Here is a 24,463-nt window from a genome sequence, read left to right as displayed (position 1 = left end):
CACTGGCTCATGCCGACGACTCTAACGCCAGATCCGGTCGGGGGCTCAGTTCCAGGGCGTCGCCGGCCACCGGTTCGGCGTTGAGCAGGTCGGTCAGCCAGCCGTGCCCGGGCAGCCGCCCGTACGGCTGGATGTCGATCCACGGCCGGAGCACGAACGCCCGCAGGTGGGCCCGGGGGTGCGGGAGGGTCAGCTCCGGGTCGTCGCTGACCACCGGCTCGCCGGCGTCGTCCCAGACGGCGACGACGTCGACGTCGAGGGTGCGGGGGCCGAAGCGGCGCGCCGGGTCGCGCTCGCGGCCGGCCCGCCGCTCGGCTGCCCGGGCCCGCGCCAGCCAGTCCCGGGGGGCCGCCGCCGGGTCCTCGACCAGCACCACCGCGTTGAGGTACGCGGGCTGGTCCGCGTCGCCCCACGGCGGGGTCTCGTAGACGCCCGAGACCAGCAGCACCGCCTCGCCGAGGCAGTCGACCGCCGAGCGCAGGTGGGCCGCCCGGTCGCCGAGGTTGCTGCCGAGGGAGAGCAGGGCGCGGGTCACGCCGCACCCCCGTCCGGTGCGGCCGGTGGGGGGTCGGTCCGCGTCCTGGTCATGGTGACGGCGACGTCGGTGAAGGCGTGCGGCACGGGCGCCTCCGGCTTGTGCACGGTGACCGTCGCGCGCGTCACCCGGTCATCGGCCAGGCAGATCGCGAGCAGCCGGTCGGCGAGCGTCTCGATCAGGTTCACCGGCTCGCCGGTCAGCACCGCGACCAGCCGGTCGGCCAGTTCCCCGTAGTGCACCGTGTCGGTCACCTCGTCGGAACGGGCGGCGGGCGCGAGGTCGAGTTCGAGGACGGCGTCGACGACGAACTCCTGCCCCCGCTCCCGCTCGAAGTCGTAGACGCCGTGCCGGCCGTGCGCCCGCAGGCCCGTCAGCGTGATCCGGTCGGTCACCGTTCCCCCTCCGTCGGACTTCCGACTCCTGCCGTCGCCCTCGGGCCCCTGCCGGCCGCCCGCCCACCCTCGCGGGCGGGCGCGAGGCGCGGACTGCCGCTGGCCCGCCAGACCGCCAGGGCGTCGACGGTGCCGAGCACGTCGTGCACGCGTACCCCCCAGGCCCCGGCCGCGACCGCGAGCAGGCTGGTCGCGGCGGTGGCGGTCTCCCGGCCGGCGGTCGGCCGGGGGGTGCCGTCGGCGGCGGCGAGCAGCCGGCCCAGGTACGACTTGCGGCTCGCCCCGAACAGCAGCGGGAGCCCGAGCTCCAGCAGCTCGGGCAGGCGGGCGGTGAGCTGCCAGTTGTGCTCGGCGGTCTTGGCGAAGCCGAGCCCGGGGTCGATGACGATGCGGTCGGCGGTCACCCCGGCGGCCAGGGCCGCGTCGACCCGCTCGGCCAGCTCGGCCCGCACGTCGGTCACCACGTCGGTGTAGTGGGCCAGCGCGCTCATGCCGCGCGAGTGCCCGCGCCAGTGCATGAGCACCCAGGGGCAGCCGGCGTCGCGGACCACCCGGGCCATGTCCGGGTCGGCCAGCCCGCCGGACACGTCGTTGACCACCGCCGCCCCGGCCGCGAGGGCGGCCTCGGCCACCCGGGCCCGGCTGGTGTCGATGCTGACCGCGACGCCGGTGGCGGCGAGCTCCCGGACCACCGGCAGCACCCGGGCTGCCTCGGTGGCGGCGTCCACCCGGTCGGCCCCCGGACGGGTGGACTCGCCGCCGACGTCGACCAGGTGCGCGCCCTCCTCCTTCAGTCGCACCCCGTGTGCGACGGCGGCGTCGAGATCGGCGTATCGGCCGCCGTCCGAGAAGGAGTCGGGCGTGACGTTGAGGACGCCCATCACCACCGGGGTCCGAGTCCGTACCAGATCGGTCACGACTGCACGGTACCGGTCGTGGCGGTGGGCTCCGGCAGCCCGGTGCGCCCCGCCGGCGACACCCCTGACATGGCAATTAGAACGAGTGTACGATCGGTCGTCCGGGTCGTTCCGGGCCGACTCTTCGCGGCTTGTCGCAAAGGGGGGCGGCCCGTACCCTTTGGAATTGCCCAGCAGCGAGACGGCGAAGCCTGGAGGGAGGGCCGAAGCGGGAAAAATCCCCCCAAAGCTCACTACTCCGCGTGGTGGGTGACGAACGCAGGGTCGCCGACACTGCGCAGAGTGAGCACCATCCCGCCAAGCTCGCCTACCGCACCGCCGCGGCTTTGCCGGCCGCAACATGGGGAGGTTCCAGTGATCGCCATCGAGCTCATGGAGGCGACGTCGTCCGGCGTCACCCACGCGCTCCACACCCTGGCGTCGACTCCACTCGCCGAGCCGGCACCCAAGGGCATCGACACCAACAGCGTCGTCACGTTCTTCGCCAGCAAGATCGCGCCGATCCTGCTGGCCGTGCTCGGCGTCATCTTCATCGGCCGGGCCAGCCGCGGCGAGATCTCCAAGGTCCTGACCAGCTCCGCCATCGCGATCGTCGGGCTGGCCTTCATCGCCGGAGCGGCCACACTCTTCTTCGTCGGTGATTACCTGATCGACCTGATCTTCGAATAGGCGCGGGCAGATGCGGCTGCGCACCGACGACGACATCTACCGGGCCCGCCTGGTCTACCTCGGGCCGCCCGGCTACACCCTGCCCGTCCACCTGCCGTACGCCCAGTACGGCGTGTTCATGCTGCTCGTACCCCTCTACATGTTCATCCACTGGCTGTTCACGTTGCAGGTCGAGCTCTTTCCCGCCTGGGAGATCGCGCTCGCCATCGTGAGCACCTCGTTCATCTTCCGGTACGTCGACCCCGACCGGCCCGCGCGCATGGTGATCCGCACCGCGCTGACCGACTGGCGGCGCACCCGGGAGTCGGCCGCCGAGCAGCGCGATCCGCGCCTGGTGGCGAGCCGGATCAGGATCCGGGAGGAACTGGCATGACCGGGCGTACGCCGATCGGGCCGAAGCAGCACGCGGATGAGGCGGTGGCATGAGTCGCTCTTCCACGCCGGGTTCCCCGGCAGGACGTCACGCGGCCACGCACGGTAACCGTGCGCGCTCGTTCGACTACCCTCCGGACGAGGATCTGGACGAGGTCGCCCTCGACCCCGCCCTGGCCACCACCCCCGGCCACGGCCGCGTCGGCGTCTTCCAGGCACCCCGACCCACGCCCGGGCGCCCCGTGCCGGCCGGCCCCGAGCCGAGCCCGCCGATGGTCGCCGACAGCGCCGACATCGACTCGCCGTTCCTCGACCTCTTCGGCGGCGCCCACCCGGTGCCCCGGCCCGCGCTGCCCGCGCCGCCCCGACCCACGGCCCGCGAGCACCCCCCGATCCCGCACCAGCCGCCGGCCGTCGCGGCCCCGCCCGCACGGGCCGAGATCCCGCCGGCCCCCGCCGAACGGCCCCCCGCCGCCCCCACGCCGCACGGCCGGCCCCGGGTCCCCCAGCAGCACGTCGAGCGGCTGCCGGCGGCGCGACCGGCGCCCGCGCCCGACCTGCCGCCGCCCCCGGTCGTGGTCGCGCCGCCCACCGACCCCGACGACGAGACGTACGGCTGGCAGGACGCCGAGCCGCCCGCACGCCGGGAACCCGAGCGGTCCCCGCAGCGGGACACCGAGCCGTCGGCACGGCGGGAGGACGCGCACGCCCCGCAGCGCGGTGCCACGCCGTCCCCGCAGCGCGGTTCCGTCTCGTCCCCGCAGCGCAACGCCGAGGCAGCGCCCCGGGGCTGGGAGCCGGACCGACCGGCACGCCCGGCGGCGGAGCCGGCGCAGCCCCCGGCCGGCCGCGAGGTGACGGCACCCCGGCAGCGGACGGCCGAACGGCGGGAGCGGGCCGGCAAACCCGCCAAGCCGGCCAAGCCCGCGAAGCCCGCCCGCCCCGCGCGGCAGGTGAAGCCGCCGAAGATCAAGTTCGGGGACCGTGACCCGTCGGTCGAGCTGGCCATCACCGAGATCGCCGGCCACCTGACCTTCACCCCCAACACCGTCACGGCGTGGTACTGGCTGCCCGAGGTGCGCTGGGCGTTCCGGCCCGACGCCGAGCGGGAGGCCCTGCTCGCCGCGATCTCGGAGCAGTACGCCGGCCTCGCCGGCTTCCGGTTGCACCTGCGCCGCACCACCCGCCCGTTCCCGGCCGACGAGTGGGCCCGCACCATCGACGCGCACACCGCGTCCCCGCTGCCGGACGTGCCGGGCACCACCGGCTGGGGCGACCACCTGGTGGCCGCCCAGCGGCACCTGCTGTCCGTCAACCACGCCGAGGGGCAGACGTACCTCGGGGTGACCTTCGCCCGACGCTCCCTCGGCGACTCGCTCACCGAACGGCTCCTGCGCACCTTCGGCCGCGGCGTCGCCGAGGGCGAACGCCGCAAGCTCGGCCGCACCGTCGAGCAGTTCGACGAGGTGCTGGGGGCGTTCGGCATGCGCGGCCGGCGGGTCACGGCCCAGGAGCTGGAGTGGCTGCTCTACCGCTCGGTGGCGCTCTGCATGGCCCCGCCCGGCGCCCTCTCCCCCGTCACCAACGGCCGGTGGGAACGCGGCGACCTGCTCGCCCTCACCGAGCAGGTGGAGCGGTACCGCACCCCGTACGGGTCGACGGTCAAGCTGGTCAACCGGATGACCGGCGAGGAGCGGCACGTGGCCGTGCTCGCCGTCGGCCGGATGGAGCCGCTGGAGATCCCCGAGCGGCACGAGCCCTGGCTGCACTTCCACGAGCGGCTGCCCTGGCCGATGGAGATCTCCACCCGGGTCGACATCCTCGGCTCCGGTGACTCCTTCCGCAACCTCGAACACCGGCTGCGGATGATCCGCTCCCAGCAGCTCGACTACGCCGAGCACGGCATCGACGCCCCGCCCGAGCTGGAGCGGCTGGCCAAGCGGGCGCTGGTCATCGGCGACGAGATGACCACCGGCCTGCCGGTCGACTCCGCCCGGGCCCACGGCTGGCACCGCATCGCCGTCGGCGGCCGCACCCGCGAGGAGTGCCTGGAGCGGGCCCGCCGGCTGATCCAGCTCTACTCCCGGGAACTGCGCGTGTCGTTGCAGCACCCGAAGAACCAGGACTGGCTGGCCCGCGAGTTCATCCCCGGCGAGCCGATCGCCAACACCGGCTACGTCCGGCGGATGCCGGTCAACCTGCTCGCCGCCGCGCTCCCACAGGCCGCGTCCACCGTCGGCGACCGGCGGGGCGACCTGATCGGGCGTACCGCCGGCACCTGCCGCCGGCCGGTCTTCCTCGACCTGCACTTCCCGATGGAGGTGCGGGAACGCTCCGGGCTCGCGGTCTTCGTCGCCGAGCCCGGCGGCGGCAAGTCGACCCTGCTCGGCGCGCTGGGCTACCTGGCCGCCCGGCGCGGGGTGCAGGTGACCCTGCTCGACCCGTCCGGCCCGCTGGCCCGGCTGTGCAGCATGCCGGAGCTGCGACCATACTCGCGGGTGCTCAACCTCACCGGGTCCGAGCAGGGGACGCTGGCGCCGTACGCGCTCATCCCGACGCCGCTGCGCAGCGAGTTCAGCGCCGGTGCGGCCGGCGACCGGGAGTTCGAGATCGCGGTCTCCAACGCCCGCGCCGAGCGGCGCATGCTGGTGCAGGACATCTGCATGATGCTGGTGCCGCCGCAGGTGGCCCGGGAGGCGTCCACCGCCACCCTGTTCCGGCACGCGGTCCGGCAGGTGCCGGCCGAGGAGACGTCCACCCTGGACGACGTGGTCGCCTGCCTCGGTCAACTCGACGACGACGCCGGCAAGGAACTGGCGAACCTGCTGCTCGACACCGCCGAGATGCCGCTGGCCATGCTCTTCTTCGGCCGCCCGCCGGAGGGGCTGCTCGGCGCCGACGCGGCACTGACCGTGATCACCATGGCCGGGCTGCGACTGCCCGACCTCAAGATCGAACGCGAGTACTGGTCGGCCGAGGAGGCGCTCGCGCTGCCCATGCTGCACACCGCCCACCGGCTCGCGGTGCGGCGCTGCTACGGCGGGTCGATGTCCTCCAGGAAGCTGGTCGGCCTGGACGAGGCGCACTTCATGGAGGGCTGGCGCTCCGGCCGGTCGTTCCTCGTGCGCCTCGCCCGCGACTCCCGCAAATGGAACCTCGCCGCGCTGGTGGCCTCGCAGAACCCGCGCGACATCCTCGGCCTCGACGTGCAGAACCTCGTCTCCACCGTGTTCGTCGGCCGCATCGCCGAGGACACCGAGATCGCCTCCGAGGCGCTGCGGCTGCTCCGCGTCCCCGTCAACGACGGGTACGAGGCGACACTGGCCTCCCTCTCCACAGCGGACGCCACCTCCGCCACCCGGCTCGGCTTCCGCGAGTTCGTCATGCGCGACGTCGACGGGCGGGTGCAGAAGGTCCGGGTGGACGTGTCGTACGTCGACGGGCTGCTGGACCACCTGGACACCACCCCCGCCGCGGTCGCCGCGGCAGCGGGCCAACTGCCGACCATCGCGGACCTGGAGGCGTGACATGGCGAGGGGCCGGGCCCGAATAGCAGCGTTCCTGCTCGCGCTCGGCGTACTCGCCGGCGCCACGGTCTCCTGGCCGGTCGTGGGCGGCGACGCGGCGTACGCCGCCCTGCCGACCGCGCAGGCCAAGGCTGACCTGTGCAGCACCCAGGAATGGCAGGCGGACTTCCGCACCTGCGTCGACAAGCTGGGCGCGGTCAGCAAGGACCAGGTGGAGTGCCGCAACGCCCCGGTGCCCTCCGCACCCGACTCGGGCCTCGCCGGCTGGTTCGCCTCCCGCCCCGACTCCGCCAAGCTGCCCGGCCCCAAGGGCCTCTACAGCGACTACGGATACGCCGGTTACAGCTTCCCGACCTACGACCTGCCCGGTGGTTGCGCCTCCGCGGTGATCCATCCGGACTACAAGTTCACCACCACGGTGGCGAACGGCGAGTTCATGATCGCCACCGCGATCATCGGCGGCTCGAACGCGCTGCGGGAGCGGGCCTGGGATCCCCGGTCGATGTGGGCCTGGGCCGACCCCCTGGTGGAGCAGGCCACCAAGGCCGTCTACCAGAAGGTGTTCAGCGTCTTCGGCATCATCACGCTCTGCGTGGTGGGGCTCTACCTGCTCTGGCGGTCCCGCCAGTCCGACATGAGCAACGCCATGACCACCGCCGGCTGGGCCCTGCTGGTGATGGTGGCGGTGACCGCCCTCGCCGCGTGGCCCGTGAAGTCCGCGAACATCGCCGACGGCACGCTCGTCACCACCCTCGGCGTGGTCCACGACGCCGTCGGGCCAGCGACCCGGGACACCCCGCCTGAAAAGTGCGCCCTGCCCAACCCGGATGCCTGCATCGACAAGCGCCCTCCTGCCGTGCGGGCCAGTGACACCGCGACCGAGTCCATGCTCTACCGCAACTGGCTGCGCGGGGTGCTCGGATCGGCAGACAGCGAGACCGCCAAGAAGTATGGACCGGCGCTCTACGACGCCAAGTCGTTGTCCTGGGAGGAGACGGAGAAGATCCGGGCCAATCCGGCGACCCGGGACACGACCATCTCCGCCAAGCAGCAGCAGTGGGCCCGGGTCGCGGAGCAGATCAAGAACGAGGATCGGGAGGCGTACGAGTACCTCCAGGGCCTTCGGGACATGGACCGGGTCGGCTCGGGCTTCATCGCCGTGCTCGCCGCGCTGCTCTTCGCGATGTTCGACCTCACCGCGTCGCTGCTGGTGCTGTTGGGCTTCCTCATCTTCCGGTGGGCGGTGATCGCGGCGCCGATCCTCGGCACGATTGGGCTGATGCGCCCGGCGAGCGCCGGGCTGCGCCGGCTGGCCAACGCCGTCGTCGCCGCCGTGTTCAACATCGCCATCTTCGGCACCGGGGCCGCCATCTACCTCTTCGCCGTGGATCTGATCATGAGCACGGCGACCCTGGCGGGCTGGCTCCAGGTGGTGCTCGTCTGGCTCTGCGGGGTGGTCGGCTGGCTGCTGCTGCGGCCGTACCGGCGGATCACCCAGCTCGGCGGCAAGGACAGCAGCGAGGCCGTCAGCTCTGCGGGATCGTGGCACCGCCGGTTCTTCCGGGACATGCGCACCGCTGCGAGGCTCGACGTGGCCGAGCCTGGTGGCACGAACGAGCCGGCCCTGGCCCGGAAGCGCGGCGCGACGGTCGAGCGGACGACTCTGCGGCCCGAGGCCCGGCACGAGGACCCGAGCCACGCCGCCGTCGGCAACGCGAACGCCGCGGAGCGGCAGCGACCCGACGGACGCGAACGTCCCGACGAGGCCACCGTGCCGGAACGGCGCAGCCCCGCGCGGCCCGCCGCGCCCCGACCACGACGCCGTCAGCCTTCGAACTGGACCGAGCCGGACGTCCCGGCGGAGAACCCGTCCTTCGTCATCTACCGGCCTGGCACCGCCGAGCCGGCCACGCCCCGGCCTTCCGCACCGCGGATCCGCACCGAAGCGCGGTGAGGGCCATGCGACGAGCGGTGGAGTTCCTCTTCACTCGGGTGTTGCGGTCCCGCTTGGGCATCGCACTGGCCATCGGGGTTCTGGTCTTCGGCGTCATCGGTGCCGCCCGGCTGGTGTCCGGTCCGGGAGACCCGGCGGCGGGGCTGAGCAATCGGCCCCGGCAGCCGATCACCACCGTCGACCCGACCTATGGTGACGACGGCGTACTCGGCGGCACCGCGCCCCCGACGCCGGTGACCAGCCCCGGCGCACCGACCCCCGAGCAGATCGCGGACCGGTTCGTCGCCGCGTGGCTCGGTGGCCGCGGGAACAGCGCGGACGAGTGGCACGAGGCCCTGCGCCCGCTCTCCACCCCGGAGCTCACCGAAAAGCTCTCGGGCGCCGATCCGGCGGGTGTTCCGGCGGAACGAACGACCGGCGAAGCGAGCCTCCGCCCGCGGACGGAACGCTTCGTCGAGGTGTTGGTTCCGCTCGACACCGGGCGGCTACGCCTGGAACTGGTGGCCCCCGACGGGCAGTGGCTGGTCGACGCCGTGGACTGGGAGCGGACATGAGCGAGCAAACGGGAGACAGCAACAACCCGCGGCGCAAGCTGCGGCTCGGCGCGCTGGCCGTAGCACTGACCGCCACGCTCGCGCTGCTCTGTTGCACCGGAGGGACCGCGGCGTTCTTCCTCACCGAACTGAGCGGCGGCAGCGACGATCTCTCCCCAGAGGCCCAGTCCGCCTGCGGCTCGTCCCACCAGGTCAAGGTCTCCGGCAAGATGCCTCGCTTCGCACAGTACGGGGAGAGCCAGATCCGCAACGCCGCGGTCATCATCAAGGTCGGCTCGGACATGAAGGTCCCGCCCCGCGGGTGGGTGATCGCCGTCGCGACCGCCATGCAGGAGTCCGGCCTACGTAACCTCCCCCACCTGGGCAGCCGCAACGACCACGACTCGGTGGGCCTGTTCCAGCAGCGTCCCAGCCAGGGCTGGGGGTCTCCCGAGCAGTTGCAGGATCCGTCCTACTCGTCACGCAAGTTCTACGAGAAGCTGGTGAAGATCCCGGGATGGGAGCAGCTCTCGCTGACCAGGGCCGCCCAGCGGGTGCAGGTGAGCGCCTTCCCCGACGCCTACGCAAAGCACGAGGAACTGGCCAGCAAGATCGTCGACGCGCTCGCCGGCGGGGCGGCCCGCACGGTGCAGGTGGCTCAGCGCAGCATCTGCAATGCCGCCTCCCGCGGCCAGATCGCCGCCTCGGGTTGGACGGCGCCGATTCCGGGGGGCGTCGGCTCCGGATTCCGGACGGCCAGTCGCCCCCGGCACAACGGGGTGGACATCGCTGCGCCGAAGCGCACCCTGATCCGCGTGGCGGCAACGGGCCGGGTGCTGGTCGCCCGCTGCGACCCTGCCAACAACGGCCAACTGAGCTGCGATGTGGACGGCTATCCGGGCAAGGGTGGGTGTGGCTGGTTCGTCGACGTGCTGCACGCCGGCGGCTACGTGACCCGGTACTGCCACATGATCGTCAAGCCTCGGGTTGTCCCCGGCCAACTGGTCAAGGCCGGTGAGGTGATCGGTGAGGTCGGGAGCAGCGGAAACTCGTCCGGCCCGCACCTGCACTTCGAGGTGCACCTCGACGGGGACCGGTCCAGTCGTGGTGCCGTCAACCCGGTGCCCTTCATGCGGGACCGGGGCGCGCCGCTGAACGGCAAGGCGTAGGACTCCGGTACGCATGACCGGGCCACTTCCCGACCCCTTCGCCGACCAGCCTGACTGGGCACCCCAGCCACCCAGGCCGGTCGAGATCGTGCCCGCGACCGGACGGGTCGAACTGCGGGGACGGCGGGTGCTGGTCGGGCTGCCCGGTCTCGGCTGGCGCGGCGACCTGCGCGCCGACGAACGCGTGGTGCAGAACAGCCGGACGTACGTGCCGGTCATTCCCGAGCAGGAGTGGTACCGCGCGGAGTCCGAGCAGGTCGAGGTCTTTGCCCCGCTGGTGCCGGTCGAGCGGGTGTGGGTCGAGACCCTGGGAAACCGGCCGAGCGTCCCGCCGGTCGGGGTCTCCAGCGTCAACCTGGTCTCCCTGGACGCGCCGACCCATCGGGCACCGACTCCCGTCTTCGAGGCCGGCGCTGTCACGGGACGCCGGGTCGTGCACGTAGCCGATTCCGGTGAGCAGCGGGACCTCCGCGCGGTGACCGAGACCTACTCGGGGGCCGAGGGGGACATCTGCGTTCGGGTCACGCCGGAACTGGAGTGGTATCGCTGGGCCTGGCGAGGTCAGCCGCCCACCACCTTGGAGGTGCCGGTCCATCTCCTCTGGATCGAGTAGTGAGGAAGTTCAGGCCGCAGCGGTGCCGCCACATACCCGCCACTCATCACCGGTCTTTCTGACATCGAACTGCCACGACTGGCGGTCGCTCTGTGAGACCCCGTCGACATAAGCAGAGATGATCAGATCAACCCGAACAGTCACCCCCTCCCCCTGTTCCTGAAGGTCCAGCCTGCCCCAGCTCACGGAGATCGTGGTGGAGAACCGGTCCTCACGGGCGACCAGATCGTCGCGAAGTGTGCTGAGTTCCTCCAGCTCCGGCGGGCTTTCTGAGCAGGTGAACTGGTCGGCCTTGATGTCGTTGCGGTCGACAAGGAACGCACGCAGATAGTTGTCGACCACCACGTCCGGGGCGCTGCGATCCGGTCTGGTCGCGCGGTCGTACAGCACGAAGGCGGTGATACCGCCGCCGACGAGCAGCAACCCGAGCACCCCGGCCACCACCGTGATGATGGTCCGCACCCGCCCCGGCCGACGTGCCGGCGTCGGTGTCCCCGACGGGGGCACCAACTGCTCCGGCGGGGTCCGCTGCGCCGGTACGCGGGAGACCTGGGAACCGGCGGGGGGCTGCACTGATTCCACCCCTTGAGGCTATCGGCTGGACGCCTCGTACCCAATGCCCAGGATGCAGCGGATCGTGACAGGACGACCCCCAGCGGTGAGAATCCGACCGGTCACGGACATCTCCGGCGCACCCGCCGTGCCGCATCCCTGAGGACGGGCGGGACCTGGGATACCGTCACTGCTCGGGGAGGGGTTCCCAACCTCGGGACGAGGGGGTGGACGCGGTGTTCGGTCCGAGGACACGCACCAACCGCGCCGCTGCCCTGCACCGCAGGGCGGAGGCGACGGCCGCCGCGGCGGCCGCCATCCTCGACGAGATCCGGCCCGCGCCGGCCGACCAGCGCCGCCAGTACGAGTTGGCGGACCGGCTGCGGTCCACGGCGGCTCTGCTCGCACCGGGCTGGGCGGGGGCGTCACTGGAGACACTCACCGTGGCGGCCCCTTCGGGCGAGGGTCCACCGCCGTTCGTCCGGGTGGGCATGGCGGCGCCGCTGGACGACGCACGCTTCCCCGCCCTCGTGCCGCTGCTCGGCACCGGCCATCTGACGATCGACAGCGACGCCCGGGATCCACGAGTGGCGGGGCTGCTCCGGGCCGTACTGCTGCGCCTGCTGGCGGGGACGCCCGCCGGTTGCCTGCTGGTCCGCGTCGTCGACGGGACCGGCGCCGCAAGCATCAGCACCACCACCGTCGGCACCGCGACCGGCGCGCGAACGAACACGGTGCCCGGCGCAGGACCGAGCACCGCCACCGCCGCGCGCACGGCCACGACCAGCGGTACAGGCGCGAGCCCGGCCGCGACCACCGACACCAGCGGTACAGGCGCGAGCCCGGCCACGACCACCGACACCAGCGGCACCGGCACCGGACGGGCTGCACCACCGGATGGCACGTTCGCCCCGTTCGCCGGGCTCGCGGACGCCGGCCTGCTGCCCCCGCCGGCCACGGACGTCGCCGGGCTGCGGGCCGTGCTCACCGAGGCGGAGCAGTGGGTGTCGCCGGGCAGTGGCCGGCCGCGCCGGCACGACCGTACGCTGCTGCTGGTCGTGGCCGGGTGGCCGGAGGCGACGGATCCGGCCGATCTGGATCGGGTCGAGGCGCTGGCGGCGCGGGGTCGGGCTGCCGGCCTGCACCTGATCGTGGCCGGCTGGCCACCGGCCGGCCCGTGCGCGACCCGGGCTCCCCTGCCGCAGGCCACCCCCCTGGCCATGCGCAACGCGTACGCGCTGCTGGGTGACCCGCCGGGTAGTTCCCTGGCGGGTCCGGGGGCGGAGCCACCCGGCGGGCTGAACTCCCCCGTCTTCGTCGACGACGATCCGCCGTCGGAGCTGGTCGACGCCGTGTGCCGACGGCTGGCCACGGAGATCGAGGCCGGTTCCCGGCTCAGCCTGGCCGACCTGCTGCCCGACCCGACCGCGCCACTGTGGGCGGTGGGCTCCGCGGAGGGCGTCTCCACCACGGTCGGGGACGCGGGTGGTCGTCCGGTGACCGTGGGATTCACCGAGCTGACCCCGCACTGGCTGGTCAGCGGGCGGTCCGGGGCGGATCGTGCCGCGTTCCTCAGCAACGTGCTGCTCGGCCTATCCGCCCGGTACGGCCCGGACGAGTTGGTCCTGCACCTGGCCGACCTGGGTGACGGCGAGTCGTTCGCGGAGTTCCTGCAGACCGAGCGGGACCGGTCCTGGGTGCCGCAGGTGCGGTCGGCGGGGATGGCCGCCGACCGGGAGTACGTGCTGGACCTCCTCGACGAGCTGACGGCGGAGGCCCGTCGCCGGGAGGAGGCCGGCCAGCGCGCCGGTGGGCAGCGGTTCGCCGGCCTGCGTGAGCACCAGGCCCTGCCCCGGGTGGTCTGCGTGATCGACAATCTTCCGCTCCTGTTGGCCGAGCGGGACCGGCTGGCCACCGACGCGGTCGCCCGGCTGGACGCCCTGGCCCGCTCCGGTCGGGCGTACGGCGTGCACCTGGTCCTGGCCGGGGAGGGCGATCTCGGGATCGCCGGCGGGCCGACGACCCGCGACTCGATGCTCGGGCAGTTCCCGGTGCGGGTGGCGCTGGCCGGCGGCGGTCCGGTGTTGGAGCCGAGCAACGACGCCGCGGCCGGGCTGCCGGTGGGCAGTGCGGTGGTGAACACTGCGGGCGGCCTGGGCGGTCCCCGGGGTGCCACCCGGGGGCACGAGCGGATGGTCCGCTTCCCCGACCCGCACGAGGCTCCGGAGACGATCGGGGAGCTGCGGCGCAGGCTCTGGACGGCCCGTCCGGAGCGGTCGGCTCCGCCGGTCGTCTTCGCCGGTTGGGCGCGCCCGTCGTTGCGTAACGATCCGCACTACCGGGCGGCCTTCGCGGGACGGGCTCGGGGACCGGTGGCCCTGCTGGGGCGGGCGGTGGATCTGTCCCGGTCGACGGTCATGGTGCCGCTGGGCGCGGGTGCCGGCCGCAATCTGGCCGTCCTCGGCCCGGGGGCGGAGGCGGTCGCCCTGTTGGCCACCGCGGCCCGTAGTGTCGCGGCGCACCACCCACCGGGCACGGGACGGTTCGTGGTGGCCGCACTCGCCGCCGAGGCGGCACCGGTGGCGGACTCCCTCGCGGCGGACCTCGCCGGCCAGCACCGGGTGGAGCGTGTCGACCTGCCGGGACTGCTCGCCGCCGTCGACGCCGAGGAACCCGGTTACCTCGTGGTCTTCGGGTTGGACAGGGTCGCCTCGCAGGAGCGACCGGCTGACGGGCCTGCCCCGCAGGGGCGGCCGACGGACCGGCGCGCCGCCAACGAGCGGCCGGCGAACGGGCCTGACACGCGCGATCGGCCGGCCGACCCGGCCGCCGTTCACGAGCTGCTGGCGGACCGGCTGCGGGTCCTGCTGCGGGACGGCCCGCCCGCCGGCCGGCATCTGCTCGGCTGGTGGCGCACGGTGCCGCCGTTCACGGCGATGGCCCGGGCCGAGGACGATCTCGACAAGCTGGCCGCCGTGGTCGCGGTGGACGTGCCGGGAGCCCAGCTCGCGGCGCTGTTCGGGCGTCCGGTGCAGTGGCGTCCCCGGCCGGGCCGGGCGATGCTCTGGGACGGCCCGGACGAGCGGGGCGTCCTGCTGGTGCCGTTCGCCGGTCCGGGCGGTGACGCTCCGCCGTCGACGGGCCCCCCGACGGAAGCCGACACCACGCCGGGAGGCGGCACCGCGACGAGAGCCGACACCCCGACGGGAGGCGGCATCGCGACGGGAGGCGGCACCGCGACGGGGGCCGCCGGTGCCACGGCAGGGACCGACGACGGGGAGGGCGAGTGAGCCGGGAGTCGATCAGCGTCGTCGCCGCGCCGCCGGCTGCGGGGCCGGTCCGGCAGCGGACCGGCGTCGACCCGGTGCCCGCCGTCGACGGCGCCGCGGCGTGGACGGAGTACGTCGCCGCCGCCCGCCAGCTCGACGGGGTACGCCGGGGCGCGGCGACCGCCGCGACAGAGCAGGCCCGGGCGGTGCAGGCCGCCCGCGAGGAGCTGACCGGGGTACGCGAGCGGCTGGCACCACAGCGGTCCCGGCTGCGCGAGTTGGGCGTACCCCCGATCGTGTTGGCGCCGTCGCCGCCGGAGTTGAGCGAGGCGGCCCGGGAGATGGTCGGCGGGCCGACGGCGGTGTCGACGGCCCTGCGCGCGGCGCGGGAGTGGGCGGACGGGGCGGACGGCCTGTTGGCCGGGCGTGGCCGGACCGGTGCGGGGACCTGGCCGCCACGGCTGCGCAACATGCTGGTCTACGGGCCGCTCGCGCTGGTCGTTCCGCTGCTTCAGGTGCTGCTGTACGCGACGACGGGTCCCGGTCCGGCGAGCGTGGTGGCCCTGGTGTGCGGGCTCCCGATGCCTGCGGCCGCCTTCGTCGTGGGCTGGATCGGCGTGGGCCGCCTCTTCGGCGAGACCTCGGGGGCGGCGGCGGCACACCACGCCGGACGGAACGCCGAACGGCCCGCCGGTGGGGCAGCGGCGCACGGTGCGGCCCCGGTCCGCCCGGCGGGCGACCCGGCCGTGCTGACCGGCGGTGGTGCCGTGCCCTCCGCTCCGGGCGGGCGGGCCGGTGCCCCGGCCGGCAGCCCGGTGGACCGGACGCCCCGGTGGGGGGTCCTGGTGTGTCTCGTCCCGGCTGTGTTGACCACCGCCGGGCTCGTGCTGGCGATGCTGGCCGGTTGACCAACAGGGCCGTGACCGGCCGCGCGGCCAGGGGGCCGGGTACGACGACGCCGGGGCGACCGCGTGGTCGCCCCGGCGTCGGATTGCCCCGCCGGTCAGCGGGGGATGATCAGGGCCATCGCCTCGGCGCGGGACTTGGCGTCGTGCTGGAGCACGCCGCGCACCGCGGAGGTGATGGTCTTCGCTCCGGACTTCTGGATGCCGCGCATGGCCATGCACATGTGCTCGCATTCGAGCACGACCACGACGCCGCGCGGGGCGAGGCTGCTCATCAGCAGGTCGGCGATCTGCGAGGTGAGCCGCTCCTGCACCTGGGGACGGCGGGCGAAGACCTCGACGAGCCGGGCGAGCTTGGACAGGCCGGTGATCCGGCCGTCCGGCCCGGGGATGTAGCCGATGTGCGCGCTGCCCCGGAACGGGAGCAGGTGGTGCTCGCAGAGGCTCATCACATCGATGTCGCGGACGAGCACCAGCTCCTCGTGGTTGGCCTCGAAGGTGGTGCTGAGCACCTGCGCCGGGTCGACCCGCAGGCCGGCGAAGAGCTCGGCGTACGCGCGGGCGACCCGGGCCGGGGTCTTCACGAGACCGTCGCGGTCGGGATCCTCGCCGACGGCGATGAGGATCTCGCGTACGGCTTTCTCGATGCGGGCCAGGTCGACGGACTCCTCGACCGGGCGACCGGTCAACTTACCGTTGACCAGCCGCGCGGCGAGGTAGTCCAGACCGTCGGTGTCGGGCTCGGTCGACGAGGCACTCGGGATCGGTGCCTCGTGACCGGGCGTCGGGTCGGTGCTCAGTGCGTACCGTCCGAGTTGTTGGAGCCCGGCAGGCCGCCGCCGACGGAGGCACCGTCGGCCTGGGCCTGCGCCTTGAGCGCCTCCTTCTCGGTCGGCGTGAGGACCGGGGGCTCGGTGGAGGGCTGACGCTTGCCGAAGCCGTTGTAGGGGGCCATCGGCGGGCGCTTCACCACGCGGGCGCAGATCCGGGCCATGTCGGCGGTGGAGAGGGTCTCCTTCTCGATCAGTTCCAGGACGATGTTGTCCAGGACGTCCCGGTATTCCACCAGGATCTCCCAGGCCTCGTCGTGGGCCAGCTCGATCAGCGCCCGCATCTCGTTGTCGATCTCGGCGGCCACCGCGTCGGAGTAGTCCCGCTCGTGGCCCATGTTGCGGCCGAGGAACGGCTCGTCGCCGCTGGTGCCGTACTTGATCGCACCGAGCTTGGAGCTCATGCCGTACTGGGTGATCATCGCGCGGGCCAGCCCGGTGGCCTTCTCGATGTCGTTGCCGGCGCCGGTGGTCGGCTCGTGGAAGACCAGCTCCTCGGCGGCCCGGCCGCCCAGCGCGTACGCCAGGGTGTCGACCATCTCGGCGCGGGTCTGGGTGTACTTGTCTTCCGTCGGCAGGACCAGCGTGTGGCCCAGCGAGCGGCCACGCGACAGGATCGTCACCTTGTGCACCGGTGCGGCGTGCGGCAGCGCCCAGGCGACCAGCGCGTGCCCACCCTCGTGGTACGCGGTGATCTTCTTCTCCTGGTCGCTCATCACCCGGGTGCGGCGCTGCGGGCCGGCGATGACCCGGTCGATCGACTCCTCCAGGGAGTCGTTGGTGATCGCCCGCTGGTCCTTGCGGGCGGTGAGCAGCGCGGCCTCGTTGATCACGTTGGCCAGGTCGGCGCCGCTGAAGCCCGGGGTGCGGCGGGCCACCGAGTCGAGGTCGACGTCGGGGGTGAACGGCTTGCCCTTGGCGTGCACCCGCAGGATGGCCTTGCGGCCCTCCATGTCGGGGGCGTCCACCGGGATCTGCCGGTCGAAGCGGCCGGGGCGCAGCAGCGCCGGGTCGAGGATGTCCGGCCGGTTGGTGGCGGCGATCAGGATGACCCCGCCCTTGGTGTCGAAGCCGTCCATCTCGACGAGGAGCTGGTTGAGGGTCTGCTCGCGTTCGTCGTGGCCGCCGCCCATGCCGGCGCCGCGGTGGCGGCCGACGGCGTCGATCTCGTCGACGAAGACGATCGCCGGGGCGTTGGACTTGGCCTGCTCGAACAGGTCGCGGACCCGGCTCGCGCCTACACCCACGAACATCTCGACGAAGTCGGAGCCGGAGATCGAGTAGAACGGCACCCCCGCCTCGCCGGCGACGGCGCGGGCGAGCAGCGTCTTACCGGTGCCGGGCGGGCCGAAGAGCAGCACGCCCTTCGGGATCTTCGCGCCCAGGGCCTGGTATTTCGCCGGGTTCTGCAGGAAGTCCTTGATCTCGTGCAGCTCCTCGACGGCCTCCTCGGCGCCCGCGACGTCCGCGAAGGTCGTCTTCGGGGTGTCCTTGGTGATCATCTTCGCCTTGGACTTGCCGAAGTTGAGCACCCGGGAGCCGCCGCCCTGCATCTGCGACATGAAGAACAGCAGCAGGAGCACGAGCAGCGCGATGGGCAGCAGGTTGACCAGCAGGCTCACCCAGACGCTGTCGGACGACACCTTGGTGTCGGCCGGGCCGGTGATCCGGTTCGCCGCCTTGGCCGCGAGGACGTCGTTCCAGACCTCGTCACCGACCTCGTACGGGAACTGGGCCTCGATCCGGTCGGTGGTGGTGTCACCGAACTTGGTCTTGTTCTCCAGGTCCAGCTGGAGCGTCTGCTCCTTGTCCTGGAAGACCGCCTTCTTGATCTTGGCGGTGTGCAGCTGGTCGAGCGCAACGGAAGTGTCCACGCGGTGGTAGCTGGGACCAGCGGTGAACAGCTGACTGAGCACAACGGCGCCGAGGATGACCAGGATGATCCAGACCACCGGTCGGCGGAAGAAACGCGTACGTTCCATGCTGTTGTCGAGCGCCGAGACGCCCGCATCCTCCTGATCGACGTCCTGACCGTCTGAATGGCTGTCGCCGCCGCGGCGGCGGCCGGAGCCGCCGTGCGGGCCGGCCTCGACCCCGGGACGCGTCACTGCCGCGTCACGGTCACTCGACGGTACACCGTGTGCGCGACATGTGGCCTTGCGAGGCCAGCAGTTACGCGTAAGGCGAACCGGGTTTCAGCCGGCGTGGCGTGGTTTCCCCGCCCGGCCACCCGACCGCCCGGTCACGCGGGTCGAGGGGTCGGACGTGGAGGGTGCGTCCACACCACCGGCCTCTACCGTAGTCCGATCAGCTGAGAGTGCGCTGAACGTCCGCTTGACGGGCACCGCGCCGCGCCCGTCGGTCAGGCGCGGGCGTAGACCTCGGGCTTGAGCACGCCGACGTAGGGCAGCTCGCGGTAGCGCTCGCCGAAGTCGAGGCCGTAGCCGACGACGAACTCGGTCGGGATGTCGAACCCGACGTACTTCACCGGCACCGGGACCTTGATCGCCTCCGGCTTGCGGAACAGGGCGACGACCTCGACGCTGGCCGCCGACCGCGACTCCAGGTAGCGCAGCAGCCAGGACAGGGTGAGGCCGGAGTCGACGATGTCCTCCACGACCACCACGTGCCGGCCGGCGATGTCCCGGTCCAGGTCCTTGAGGATGCGCACCACGCCGGAGGAGGTGGTGCCCTGGCCGTACGAGGAGATCGCCATGAAGTCCAGCTCGACCGGGGGGCCCTGCCGGCCGAGCGCCCGCGCGAAGTCGGCCATGAACATGACCGCGCCCTTGAGCACGCAGACGAGCAGCAGCCCGTCGACGTCGGCGTGATCCGCCGACACCTGCTTGGCCAGCTCTGCGGTCTTCTCGCGGATCTGCGCCTCGGAAATGATCACGTGGTCGATGTCGGCGTCGTACCAGGAGCCGTCAGCCATGGCTCCTAGCCTGCCGTACGCCGGATGTCCGCCGTCGGCGGGGCCGCCTCTTTCGGGGCCGGCCCCGCCTGGCATTTCTCGCGCATACCGACAGCAATCAGGTCAGCAGGTGCGGGACCGCCACCGGCGGCCGCCGTCGGTGGGCTTCCAGTCCGCCGAGTCCCGGGTGTCGGCGGTGAGGCCGGCCGCCGAGGCGGCGGCCAGGAAGAGCAGGAAGAGCAGGAGCAACAGGGATTCCATGGCGGCGCTCGCTTTCGCAGGCTTTGGGATGCTTTCGCCGCCGGTGCGCACCGGACTTGACCCAAGTCTGCGCCCCCGCCGGGCGGCGGGACAGTGGCAGGAACGCCACTGCACCTCGATTTCCTGCCACCCGAGCGGTTACCCTCGTCACATGCTCCGTTCCGTCGCCGTCGTCATGATGGACCAGGTGGTCCCGTTCGAGCTGGGCGTGTTCGCCGAGGTGTTCGGCACCGACCGCACCGACGACGGCTTCCCCGGCTACCGGTTCGACGTCTGCGCCGCCGACGGCGCTCCGGTGCGTACCTCCTCCGGCTTCCTCGTCACCCCGAACGCGGACCTGACGCCGGTCGAGGACGCCGACCTCGTGGCGGTCCCCGGGCACGACGGCGCGGTCGCACCGCCCGAGGTGCTGGCGGCGCTGCGCCGGGCGCACGCGCGCGGCGCGTACGTGCTCAGCGTCTGTACCGGCGCGTTCGTGCTCGGCGCGGCGGGGCTGCTCGACGACCGGGAGTGCACCACCCACTGGCGGCACGTCGACGAACTGCAGCGCCGCCACCCCCGGGCCAGGGTCCGCTGCGACTCGCTCTACGTGGCCGACGGCCGCCTGCTCACCGGCGCCGGCACGGCCGCCGGCATCGACGCCTGCCTGCACCTGGTGCGCCACGAGCACGGGTCGGCAATCGCCACCCGACTCGCCCGCCGGATGGTCGTCCCGCCGCACCGCGACGGCGGCCAGTCGCAGTACGTCGAGGCGCCCATCCCGAAGGCCCCCGAGGCGCCCACCCTGGAGCCGGTCCTGGCGTGGCTGGTGGGTCACCTCGACCGGCCGGTCACCGTCGACGAGCTCGCCGCCCGCGCCGGGATGACGCCGCGCACCTTCGCCCGCCGGTTCCGCGCCGAGACCGGCACCACCCCGCACGACTGGCTGACCAACCAGCGGGTGCTGCTGGCCCGGCGGCTGCTGGAGGAGACCCCGCTGAGCGTGGAGAGCGTGGCCGGCCGGTCCGGCTTCGGCGACGCCGCGGCGCTGCGGCACCACTTCGCCCGGCGGGTCGGCACCACCCCGCACGCCTACCGCACCACCTTCCGCGACCGCGTCGCCGCCTCCTGAGCCTCCAGCGTGCTCCACTCCAGGCCGGCGACCTGGCGGGGTCACCGTGAGCCGGAAGCCCCCATGTCGCCGGCACGGAGTCGATCACCCGAGCCGGCCGGGGCGGCGGCGTGGGCGCAGCCGGCGCGACGTCGGTCAGCCGGCCGGGCCGGCCGCGGTCAACCGGCCCGCGCGGCGGGCCACCCGCAGGCCGCCGGGCAGATGGACGTCGCCCTGTCCGTGCCAGGCGGTGACCAGGGCGTCGAGCGCCTCGACGTGCCGGTGCGACAGCGCGGCCGGCGACGCGCCCAGCTCCCGGGCCCAGGCGTGCAACACCCGGGTCCGCACGGCCGGGGCGAGCCCGGCCAGCGCCGCCACCACCAGCCCGCCGCCGGGGGCCCGCACGCCGGCCGGACCGTCGACGGCGGACGAGCTGCCGGCCGACGAGGTCGCGGGCAGGGCGGCGGCGGCCAGCTCGTCGAGGGCCGCCGCGTCGGCGGCCGCCAGGCGGGCGGTCCGGGCCAGGTTGTCCACCACCCCGGGGCCGAGGGCGCGGACCAGCGCGGGCAGCGCGTCGGCCCGGACCCGGGCCCGGGCGTACGACGGGTCGGCGTTGTGCGGGTCCTCCCACGGGGTGAGGCCGAGCGCGGCGCACGCCTTGCGGGTCTGCTCGCGGCCCACGTCGAGCAGGGGCCGCAGCAGCGGCACCCCGGCCAGGTCCCGCCGGGGCGGCATCCCGGCCAGCCCGCGCGGGCCGGCGCCCCGGGCCAGCGCCAGCAGCACCGTCTCGGCCTGGTCGTCGCGGGTGTGCCCGGTGAGCAGGGCCGCCGCCCCGTGCCGCCGGGCCGCCTCGGCGAGCGCCTGGTAGCGCGCCTCGCGGGCCGCCGCCTCGGGGCCGCCGGGGCGGCCGGCGACGTCGACGCGTACCGCCTCGGCCGGCGCGAAGCCGGCCCCGGCGGCCCAGGCCGCGACGTCGGCGGCCCGCCGGTCGGAGCCGGCCTGCAGCGCGTGGTCGACGGTGACGAGGCCGACCGGGCGGCCCAGCCGGGGCGCGACGAACGCGGCGGCGGCGGCCAGTGCCAGCGAGTCGGCCCCGCCCGAGCAGGCGACGAGCACCGGCCCGGCCCCGGGCAGCCCGGTCAGCGCGCGGCGGACCGCGAGCCGGACGGCGGCGACCGCCGGGGCGAGCGCGGGCATCGGCGTACGGTCAGCCGGCGGTCGGGGTGCCGGCCGGTCCGTGCACCCGGGCCACCCACGCGTCGGGGTCGCCCAGCTCGTCGAGCCGGGGCAGGGTCAGCGGGGAACCGAAGATCTTGTTGAAGCCCTCCATGCCGACGCGCTCGACGACGCCGTGGACGAACTTGCGGCCCTCGGCGTACTGGCGCATCTTGACCTCGACGCCGAGCAGCCGGCGGATCGCCTTCTCCAGCGGGTTGCCGGTCTCCCGGCGCCGGTTGAACGCGGCCCGGATCGACTCGACGCTGGGGATGACCTGCGGGCCGACGCCGTCCATGACGAACTCGGCGTGCCCCTCCAGCAGGGTCATCAGCGCGGTGAGCCGGTCGAGCACGGCCCGCTGGGCGGGGGTCTGCACGATGTCCAGCACGCTGGCCCGGCTGTCCGGGTCCTTCACCGCGTCGGAGAGGGTGGCGACGCCCCGGCGCAGCCGCTCCAGCAGGTGCTCGCCGCCCTGCGAGGCGTCCACGAACGCCTGCACCTCGCCGAGGAAGTAGGCCCGCATCCAGGGCACGGCCGTGAACTGGGTGCGGTGGGTGACCTCGTGCAGGCAGACCCAGAGCCGGAAGTCGCGCGGGTCGGCCCCGAGCTTCCGCTCCACCTCGACGATGTTCGGCGCGACGAGCAGCAGCTGGCCGGGGTCGCCGGAGAAGACCTCGTACTGGCCGAGGACCCGGCCGGACAGGTACGCCAGCACGGTGCCGGCCTGCACTCCGGTGAGCCGGGAGCCGACCGCCTCGGTGAGCGGGCCCGGCCGCTTGTCGCCGGAGAGCCGGCTGACCAGTGGGGTGATCACCTCCCGCAGCCCGGCGATGTTGGTGGCCGCCCAGTCCCGGCGGTCCACCACCCGCACGGGCGGGTGGACCACCTGGGACCGCAGCCCCGTGTAGTCGGCCACGTGCCCGGCCGCCTCGTCGGTCAGCCGCCGCAGCTCGGAGACCACCTCGGTGGCCTCGGCGTACGACACCCGGGGCCCCGACTTGCCCAGGGCCCCCGCCGTCGCGGCGGCCAGATCCCAGTCCACGAACTGCGCCATGCACCCACCGTACCCGCGCCGGAACACCCCCACCTTTCGGTGATCGGAGGACATACCACCGCGGACCGGTCAGCGGCAGCCGCAGCGGGCCAGGGCGGACGTGACGCGGTCGAGGGCGCGGCGGGTGTCGTCGAGGCTGCCCGCCGGGGCCTTGTCGGCGAGCACGGCGAAGGTGAGCAGCCGCCCGTCGGCCGTGGTGACCAGCCCGGCGATGGCGTGCACCCCGGTCAGCGTGCCGGTCTTGGCGCGGACCACGCCGGCCCCGGCCGTCGTGCCGTCCGACCGGTACCGCCCGTCGAGGGTGCCCGACCAGCCGGCCACCGGCAGGCCGCCGAAGATGCTGCCGAGCTCCGGGTGGGAGCCGTCGCCGGCGATGGCGATCAGGTCGGTCAGCAGGGAGGGGCTGATCCGGTCGCTGCGGGACAGCCCGCTGGCGTCGGAGAGGGTGATCTCGTCGGCGGGCAGGCCCAGCTCGCCGAGGACGATGTCCATCGCCGCCGCGCCGCCGGCGAAGGACGCCGGCTGGTCCCGGGCCAGCGCCACCTGCCGGGCGAGCGCCTCGGCGATCACGTTGTCGCTGTCGGTGATCATCATGTCGACCAGCCGGATCATCGGCGGGGACTCGACCTTGCCCAGCTCGGCGCCGGGGGCCGGGGCCGCGCCGGTCGACTCGCCGCCGGAGGCCGGCGCGGTGCCCCGCTTGACCTCGGCGGCGGCGCCGGAGAGCCCCAGCAGCCGGGCGAAGGCGCGGCCGGCGGCGAGGTCCGGCTGGGGGCTGCGCTGCGCCCAGCCGTGGCTCGCCTCGAAGTTCTTCTTCGCCGCCACCGGGTCCACCCGCGCGCCGTCGGTCATCAGCGCGCTGATCGCCGCGCCGAACCCGCCGGTCGGGATGTCGGCGTCCCAGCCGGGCCCGTAGACCGGGCCGGGGAAGAGCGAGGAGTCGACGGTGACCCGGGTCGGCACGGTGCCGCCGAGGGCCTTCCTGACCTGCTCGGCCAGATCGTCGAGGCGGGCCGCGCCGGGATAGAAGCCGTCGCCGTCGACCGCGAGGGTCGGGTCGCCGCCGCCGACGAGCACCACCTCGCCCGGTGCCGCGCCGGCCACCGCCCGGGTCGGCACACGGTGGTCGGGGCCGCGGGCGGCCAGCACGGTCACCGCGGTCGCCAGCTTGGTCACCGAGGCGGGCACCGTGGCGTCGTCGCCGCCCCGCGAGTAGAGCGACCGGCCGGTCGTCACGTCGGACACGGAGACGTTCACCCGGTCGCCCAGCTCCGGGGCGGCCAGCAGCGGCTCGATCGCGGCCTTCACCCCGTCGGCGGTGGGCTCCGGGGCGTGCGCGTCCGGACCGGCGAGGACCGGGGTCGGATCCGGCTCGACGACCTCGGCGTCGGCCCGGGAGGTGTCCTTGCCGTCGCCGAGCCAGCCGGCGACCGGGCCGGGCCGGACCACCGCCAGGCCGGCGCCGACCAGGGCGAACAGCAGCACCACGGCGAGCACGGCCAGCGGGAGGCGGCGTCGGCGGGCGGGCGACGGATCGTACCCCGGCGGGGGGCCGGCCGGCGGGTCACCGGGACCGCCGGGCGTGGGCGGGGCCGACGCGGCGGCCGGCTCCGACCCGCCGGGGACGGCCGGCGCGGCGGGGGCGGGGGTCGCGACGAGTTCCGGGGAGCGGTCGGCGTCCGGGGG

General features: G+C 73.9%; 20 protein-coding genes and 2 pseudogenes. 11 read left to right on the top strand and 11 right to left on the bottom strand.

Translation table 11 applies throughout. The features are described from left to right. Positions 1 to 7: 7 nt before the first annotated feature. Genes folK through folP form a run of 3 tightly spaced genes read right to left on the bottom strand, consistent with a single transcriptional unit; the run spans position 8 to position 1,847 of the window. On the bottom strand, positions 8 to 535 hold the full coding sequence (gene folK / locus TK50_RS17190; RefSeq protein ID WP_043965008.1) for a 2-amino-4-hydroxy-6-hydroxymethyldihydropteridine diphosphokinase: 528 nt from the start codon (positions 533 to 535) through the stop codon (positions 8 to 10). Beyond that, on the bottom strand, positions 532 to 930 hold the full coding sequence (gene folB, locus TK50_RS17185; protein ID WP_043965006.1) for a dihydroneopterin aldolase: 399 nt from the start codon (positions 928 to 930) through the stop codon (positions 532 to 534). Before folB ends, folK begins: the two co-directional genes overlap by 4 nt. Further along, positions 927 to 1,847, bottom strand: a complete 921-nt coding sequence (gene folP, locus TK50_RS17180) for a dihydropteroate synthase (protein WP_043965004.1) — start codon at positions 1,845 to 1,847, stop codon at positions 927 to 929. Before folP ends, folB begins: the two co-directional genes overlap by 4 nt. 354 nt (positions 1,848 to 2,201) lie before the next feature. Between folP and TK50_RS17175 the strand changes: the two genes are divergently transcribed. Genes TK50_RS17175 through TK50_RS17145 form a run of 7 tightly spaced genes read left to right on the top strand, consistent with a single transcriptional unit; the run spans position 2,202 to position 10,684 of the window. Continuing rightward, entirely contained in the window at positions 2,202 to 2,516 is a 315-nt protein-coding gene (locus TK50_RS17175; RefSeq protein WP_043965002.1) for a hypothetical protein, read from the top strand. 10 nt (positions 2,517 to 2,526) lie between these two features. Further along, entirely contained in the window at positions 2,527 to 2,889 is a 363-nt protein-coding gene (locus TK50_RS17170) for a hypothetical protein (protein ID WP_043965000.1), read from the top strand. 49 nt (positions 2,890 to 2,938) lie between these two features. Continuing rightward, positions 2,939 to 6,415 carry an ATP-binding protein gene (locus TK50_RS17165; RefSeq protein WP_043964998.1) on the top strand — a complete coding sequence of 1,159 codons (3,477 nt, stop codon included), beginning with the start codon at positions 2,939 to 2,941 and terminating at the stop codon, positions 6,413 to 6,415. A 1-nt stretch (position 6,416) separates the two neighbouring features. Next, the gene (locus TK50_RS17160) at positions 6,417 to 8,369 is read left to right on the top strand and encodes an MFS transporter (RefSeq protein ID WP_043964996.1); all 1,953 of its coding nucleotides are present in this window, start codon (positions 6,417 to 6,419) and stop codon (positions 8,367 to 8,369) included. After that, positions 8,366 to 8,923: a hypothetical protein gene (locus TK50_RS17155; protein ID WP_144420317.1), complete on the top strand. Its 558-nt coding sequence runs from the start codon at positions 8,366 to 8,368 to the stop codon at positions 8,921 to 8,923. The genes TK50_RS17160 and TK50_RS17155 overlap by 4 nt, the downstream gene beginning before the upstream one ends. Further along, entirely contained in the window at positions 8,920 to 10,071 is a 1,152-nt protein-coding gene (locus TK50_RS17150; protein ID WP_043964992.1) for a M23 family metallopeptidase, read from the top strand. Before TK50_RS17155 ends, TK50_RS17150 begins: the two co-directional genes overlap by 4 nt. Before the next feature lie 13 nt (positions 10,072 to 10,084). Beyond that, positions 10,085 to 10,684, top strand: a complete 600-nt coding sequence (locus TK50_RS17145) for a hypothetical protein (protein WP_043964990.1) — start codon at positions 10,085 to 10,087, stop codon at positions 10,682 to 10,684. Positions 10,685 to 10,693: 9 nt separating this feature from the next. Here the strand turns inward: TK50_RS17145 and TK50_RS17140 are convergent, their stop codons facing one another. Continuing rightward, positions 10,694 to 11,257 (bottom strand): hypothetical protein, encoded by a 564-nt coding sequence (locus TK50_RS17140; protein WP_043966388.1) that lies wholly within the window; start codon positions 11,255 to 11,257, stop codon positions 10,694 to 10,696. Positions 11,258 to 11,463: 206 nt separating this feature from the next. Here TK50_RS17140 and TK50_RS35785 point away from each other — a divergent pair. The 3 genes and pseudogenes from TK50_RS35785 to TK50_RS35715 all read left to right on the top strand — a co-directional run. Further along, positions 11,464 to 11,913, top strand: a pseudogene (locus TK50_RS35785) (FtsK/SpoIIIE domain-containing protein); the annotation flags it as partial. Further along, positions 11,887 to 14,175, top strand: a pseudogene (locus TK50_RS17135) (FtsK/SpoIIIE domain-containing protein); the annotation flags it as partial. The pseudogenes TK50_RS35785 and TK50_RS17135, both read left to right, overlap by 27 nt. A 347-nt stretch (positions 14,176 to 14,522) precedes the next feature. Beyond that, a complete protein-coding gene (locus tag TK50_RS35715) occupies positions 14,523 to 15,413 on the top strand; it encodes a hypothetical protein (protein ID WP_043964988.1) in 891 nt (296 codons plus the stop codon). 95 nt (positions 15,414 to 15,508) lie between these two features. On the opposite strand, the gene folE is transcribed toward TK50_RS35715, so the two are convergent. From folE to TK50_RS34435, 4 genes are all read right to left on the bottom strand, one after another. Next, entirely contained in the window at positions 15,509 to 16,174 is a 666-nt protein-coding gene (folE, locus tag TK50_RS17125) for a GTP cyclohydrolase I FolE (protein ID WP_043964986.1), read from the bottom strand. 32 nt (positions 16,175 to 16,206) lie between these two features. Beyond that, on the bottom strand, positions 16,207 to 18,222 hold the full coding sequence (gene ftsH, locus TK50_RS17120) for an ATP-dependent zinc metalloprotease FtsH (RefSeq protein WP_043966385.1): 2,016 nt from the start codon (positions 18,220 to 18,222) through the stop codon (positions 16,207 to 16,209). Between the two features lie 380 nt (positions 18,223 to 18,602). Then, entirely contained in the window at positions 18,603 to 19,175 is a 573-nt protein-coding gene (gene hpt / locus TK50_RS17115) for a hypoxanthine phosphoribosyltransferase (protein WP_043964985.1), read from the bottom strand. A 102-nt stretch (positions 19,176 to 19,277) separates the two neighbouring features. Then, complete coding sequence (locus TK50_RS34435; RefSeq protein WP_176734168.1) at positions 19,278 to 19,415, bottom strand: hypothetical protein; 138 nt, start codon at positions 19,413 to 19,415, stop codon at positions 19,278 to 19,280. Between the two features lie 151 nt (positions 19,416 to 19,566). Here TK50_RS34435 and TK50_RS17110 point away from each other — a divergent pair, with 151 nt between their 5' ends. Next, a complete protein-coding gene (locus tag TK50_RS17110; RefSeq protein WP_043964983.1) occupies positions 19,567 to 20,526 on the top strand; it encodes a GlxA family transcriptional regulator in 960 nt (319 codons plus the stop codon). A gap of 135 nt (positions 20,527 to 20,661) precedes the next feature. Here the strand turns inward: TK50_RS17110 and tilS are convergent, their stop codons facing one another. The 3 genes from tilS to dacB form a co-directional block, all read right to left on the bottom strand. Next, positions 20,662 to 21,702: a tRNA lysidine(34) synthetase TilS gene (gene tilS / locus TK50_RS17105; RefSeq protein ID WP_043964981.1), complete on the bottom strand. Its 1,041-nt coding sequence runs from the start codon at positions 21,700 to 21,702 to the stop codon at positions 20,662 to 20,664. A gap of 10 nt (positions 21,703 to 21,712) precedes the next feature. After that, positions 21,713 to 22,777: a zinc-dependent metalloprotease gene (locus TK50_RS17100; RefSeq protein WP_043964979.1), complete on the bottom strand. Its 1,065-nt coding sequence runs from the start codon at positions 22,775 to 22,777 to the stop codon at positions 21,713 to 21,715. A 69-nt stretch (positions 22,778 to 22,846) separates the two neighbouring features. After that, positions 22,847 to 24,274 carry a D-alanyl-D-alanine carboxypeptidase/D-alanyl-D-alanine endopeptidase gene (gene dacB / locus TK50_RS17095; protein WP_229404932.1) on the bottom strand — a complete coding sequence of 476 codons (1,428 nt, stop codon included), beginning with the start codon at positions 24,272 to 24,274 and terminating at the stop codon, positions 22,847 to 22,849. Positions 24,275 to 24,463: the final 189 nt, after the last annotated feature.

The sequence above is a fragment of the Micromonospora haikouensis genome (assembly GCF_000876225.1).
Lineage (GTDB): Bacteria > Actinomycetota > Actinomycetes > Mycobacteriales > Micromonosporaceae > Micromonospora > Micromonospora haikouensis.
This window is presented reverse-complemented; position numbering and strand designations above follow the sequence as displayed.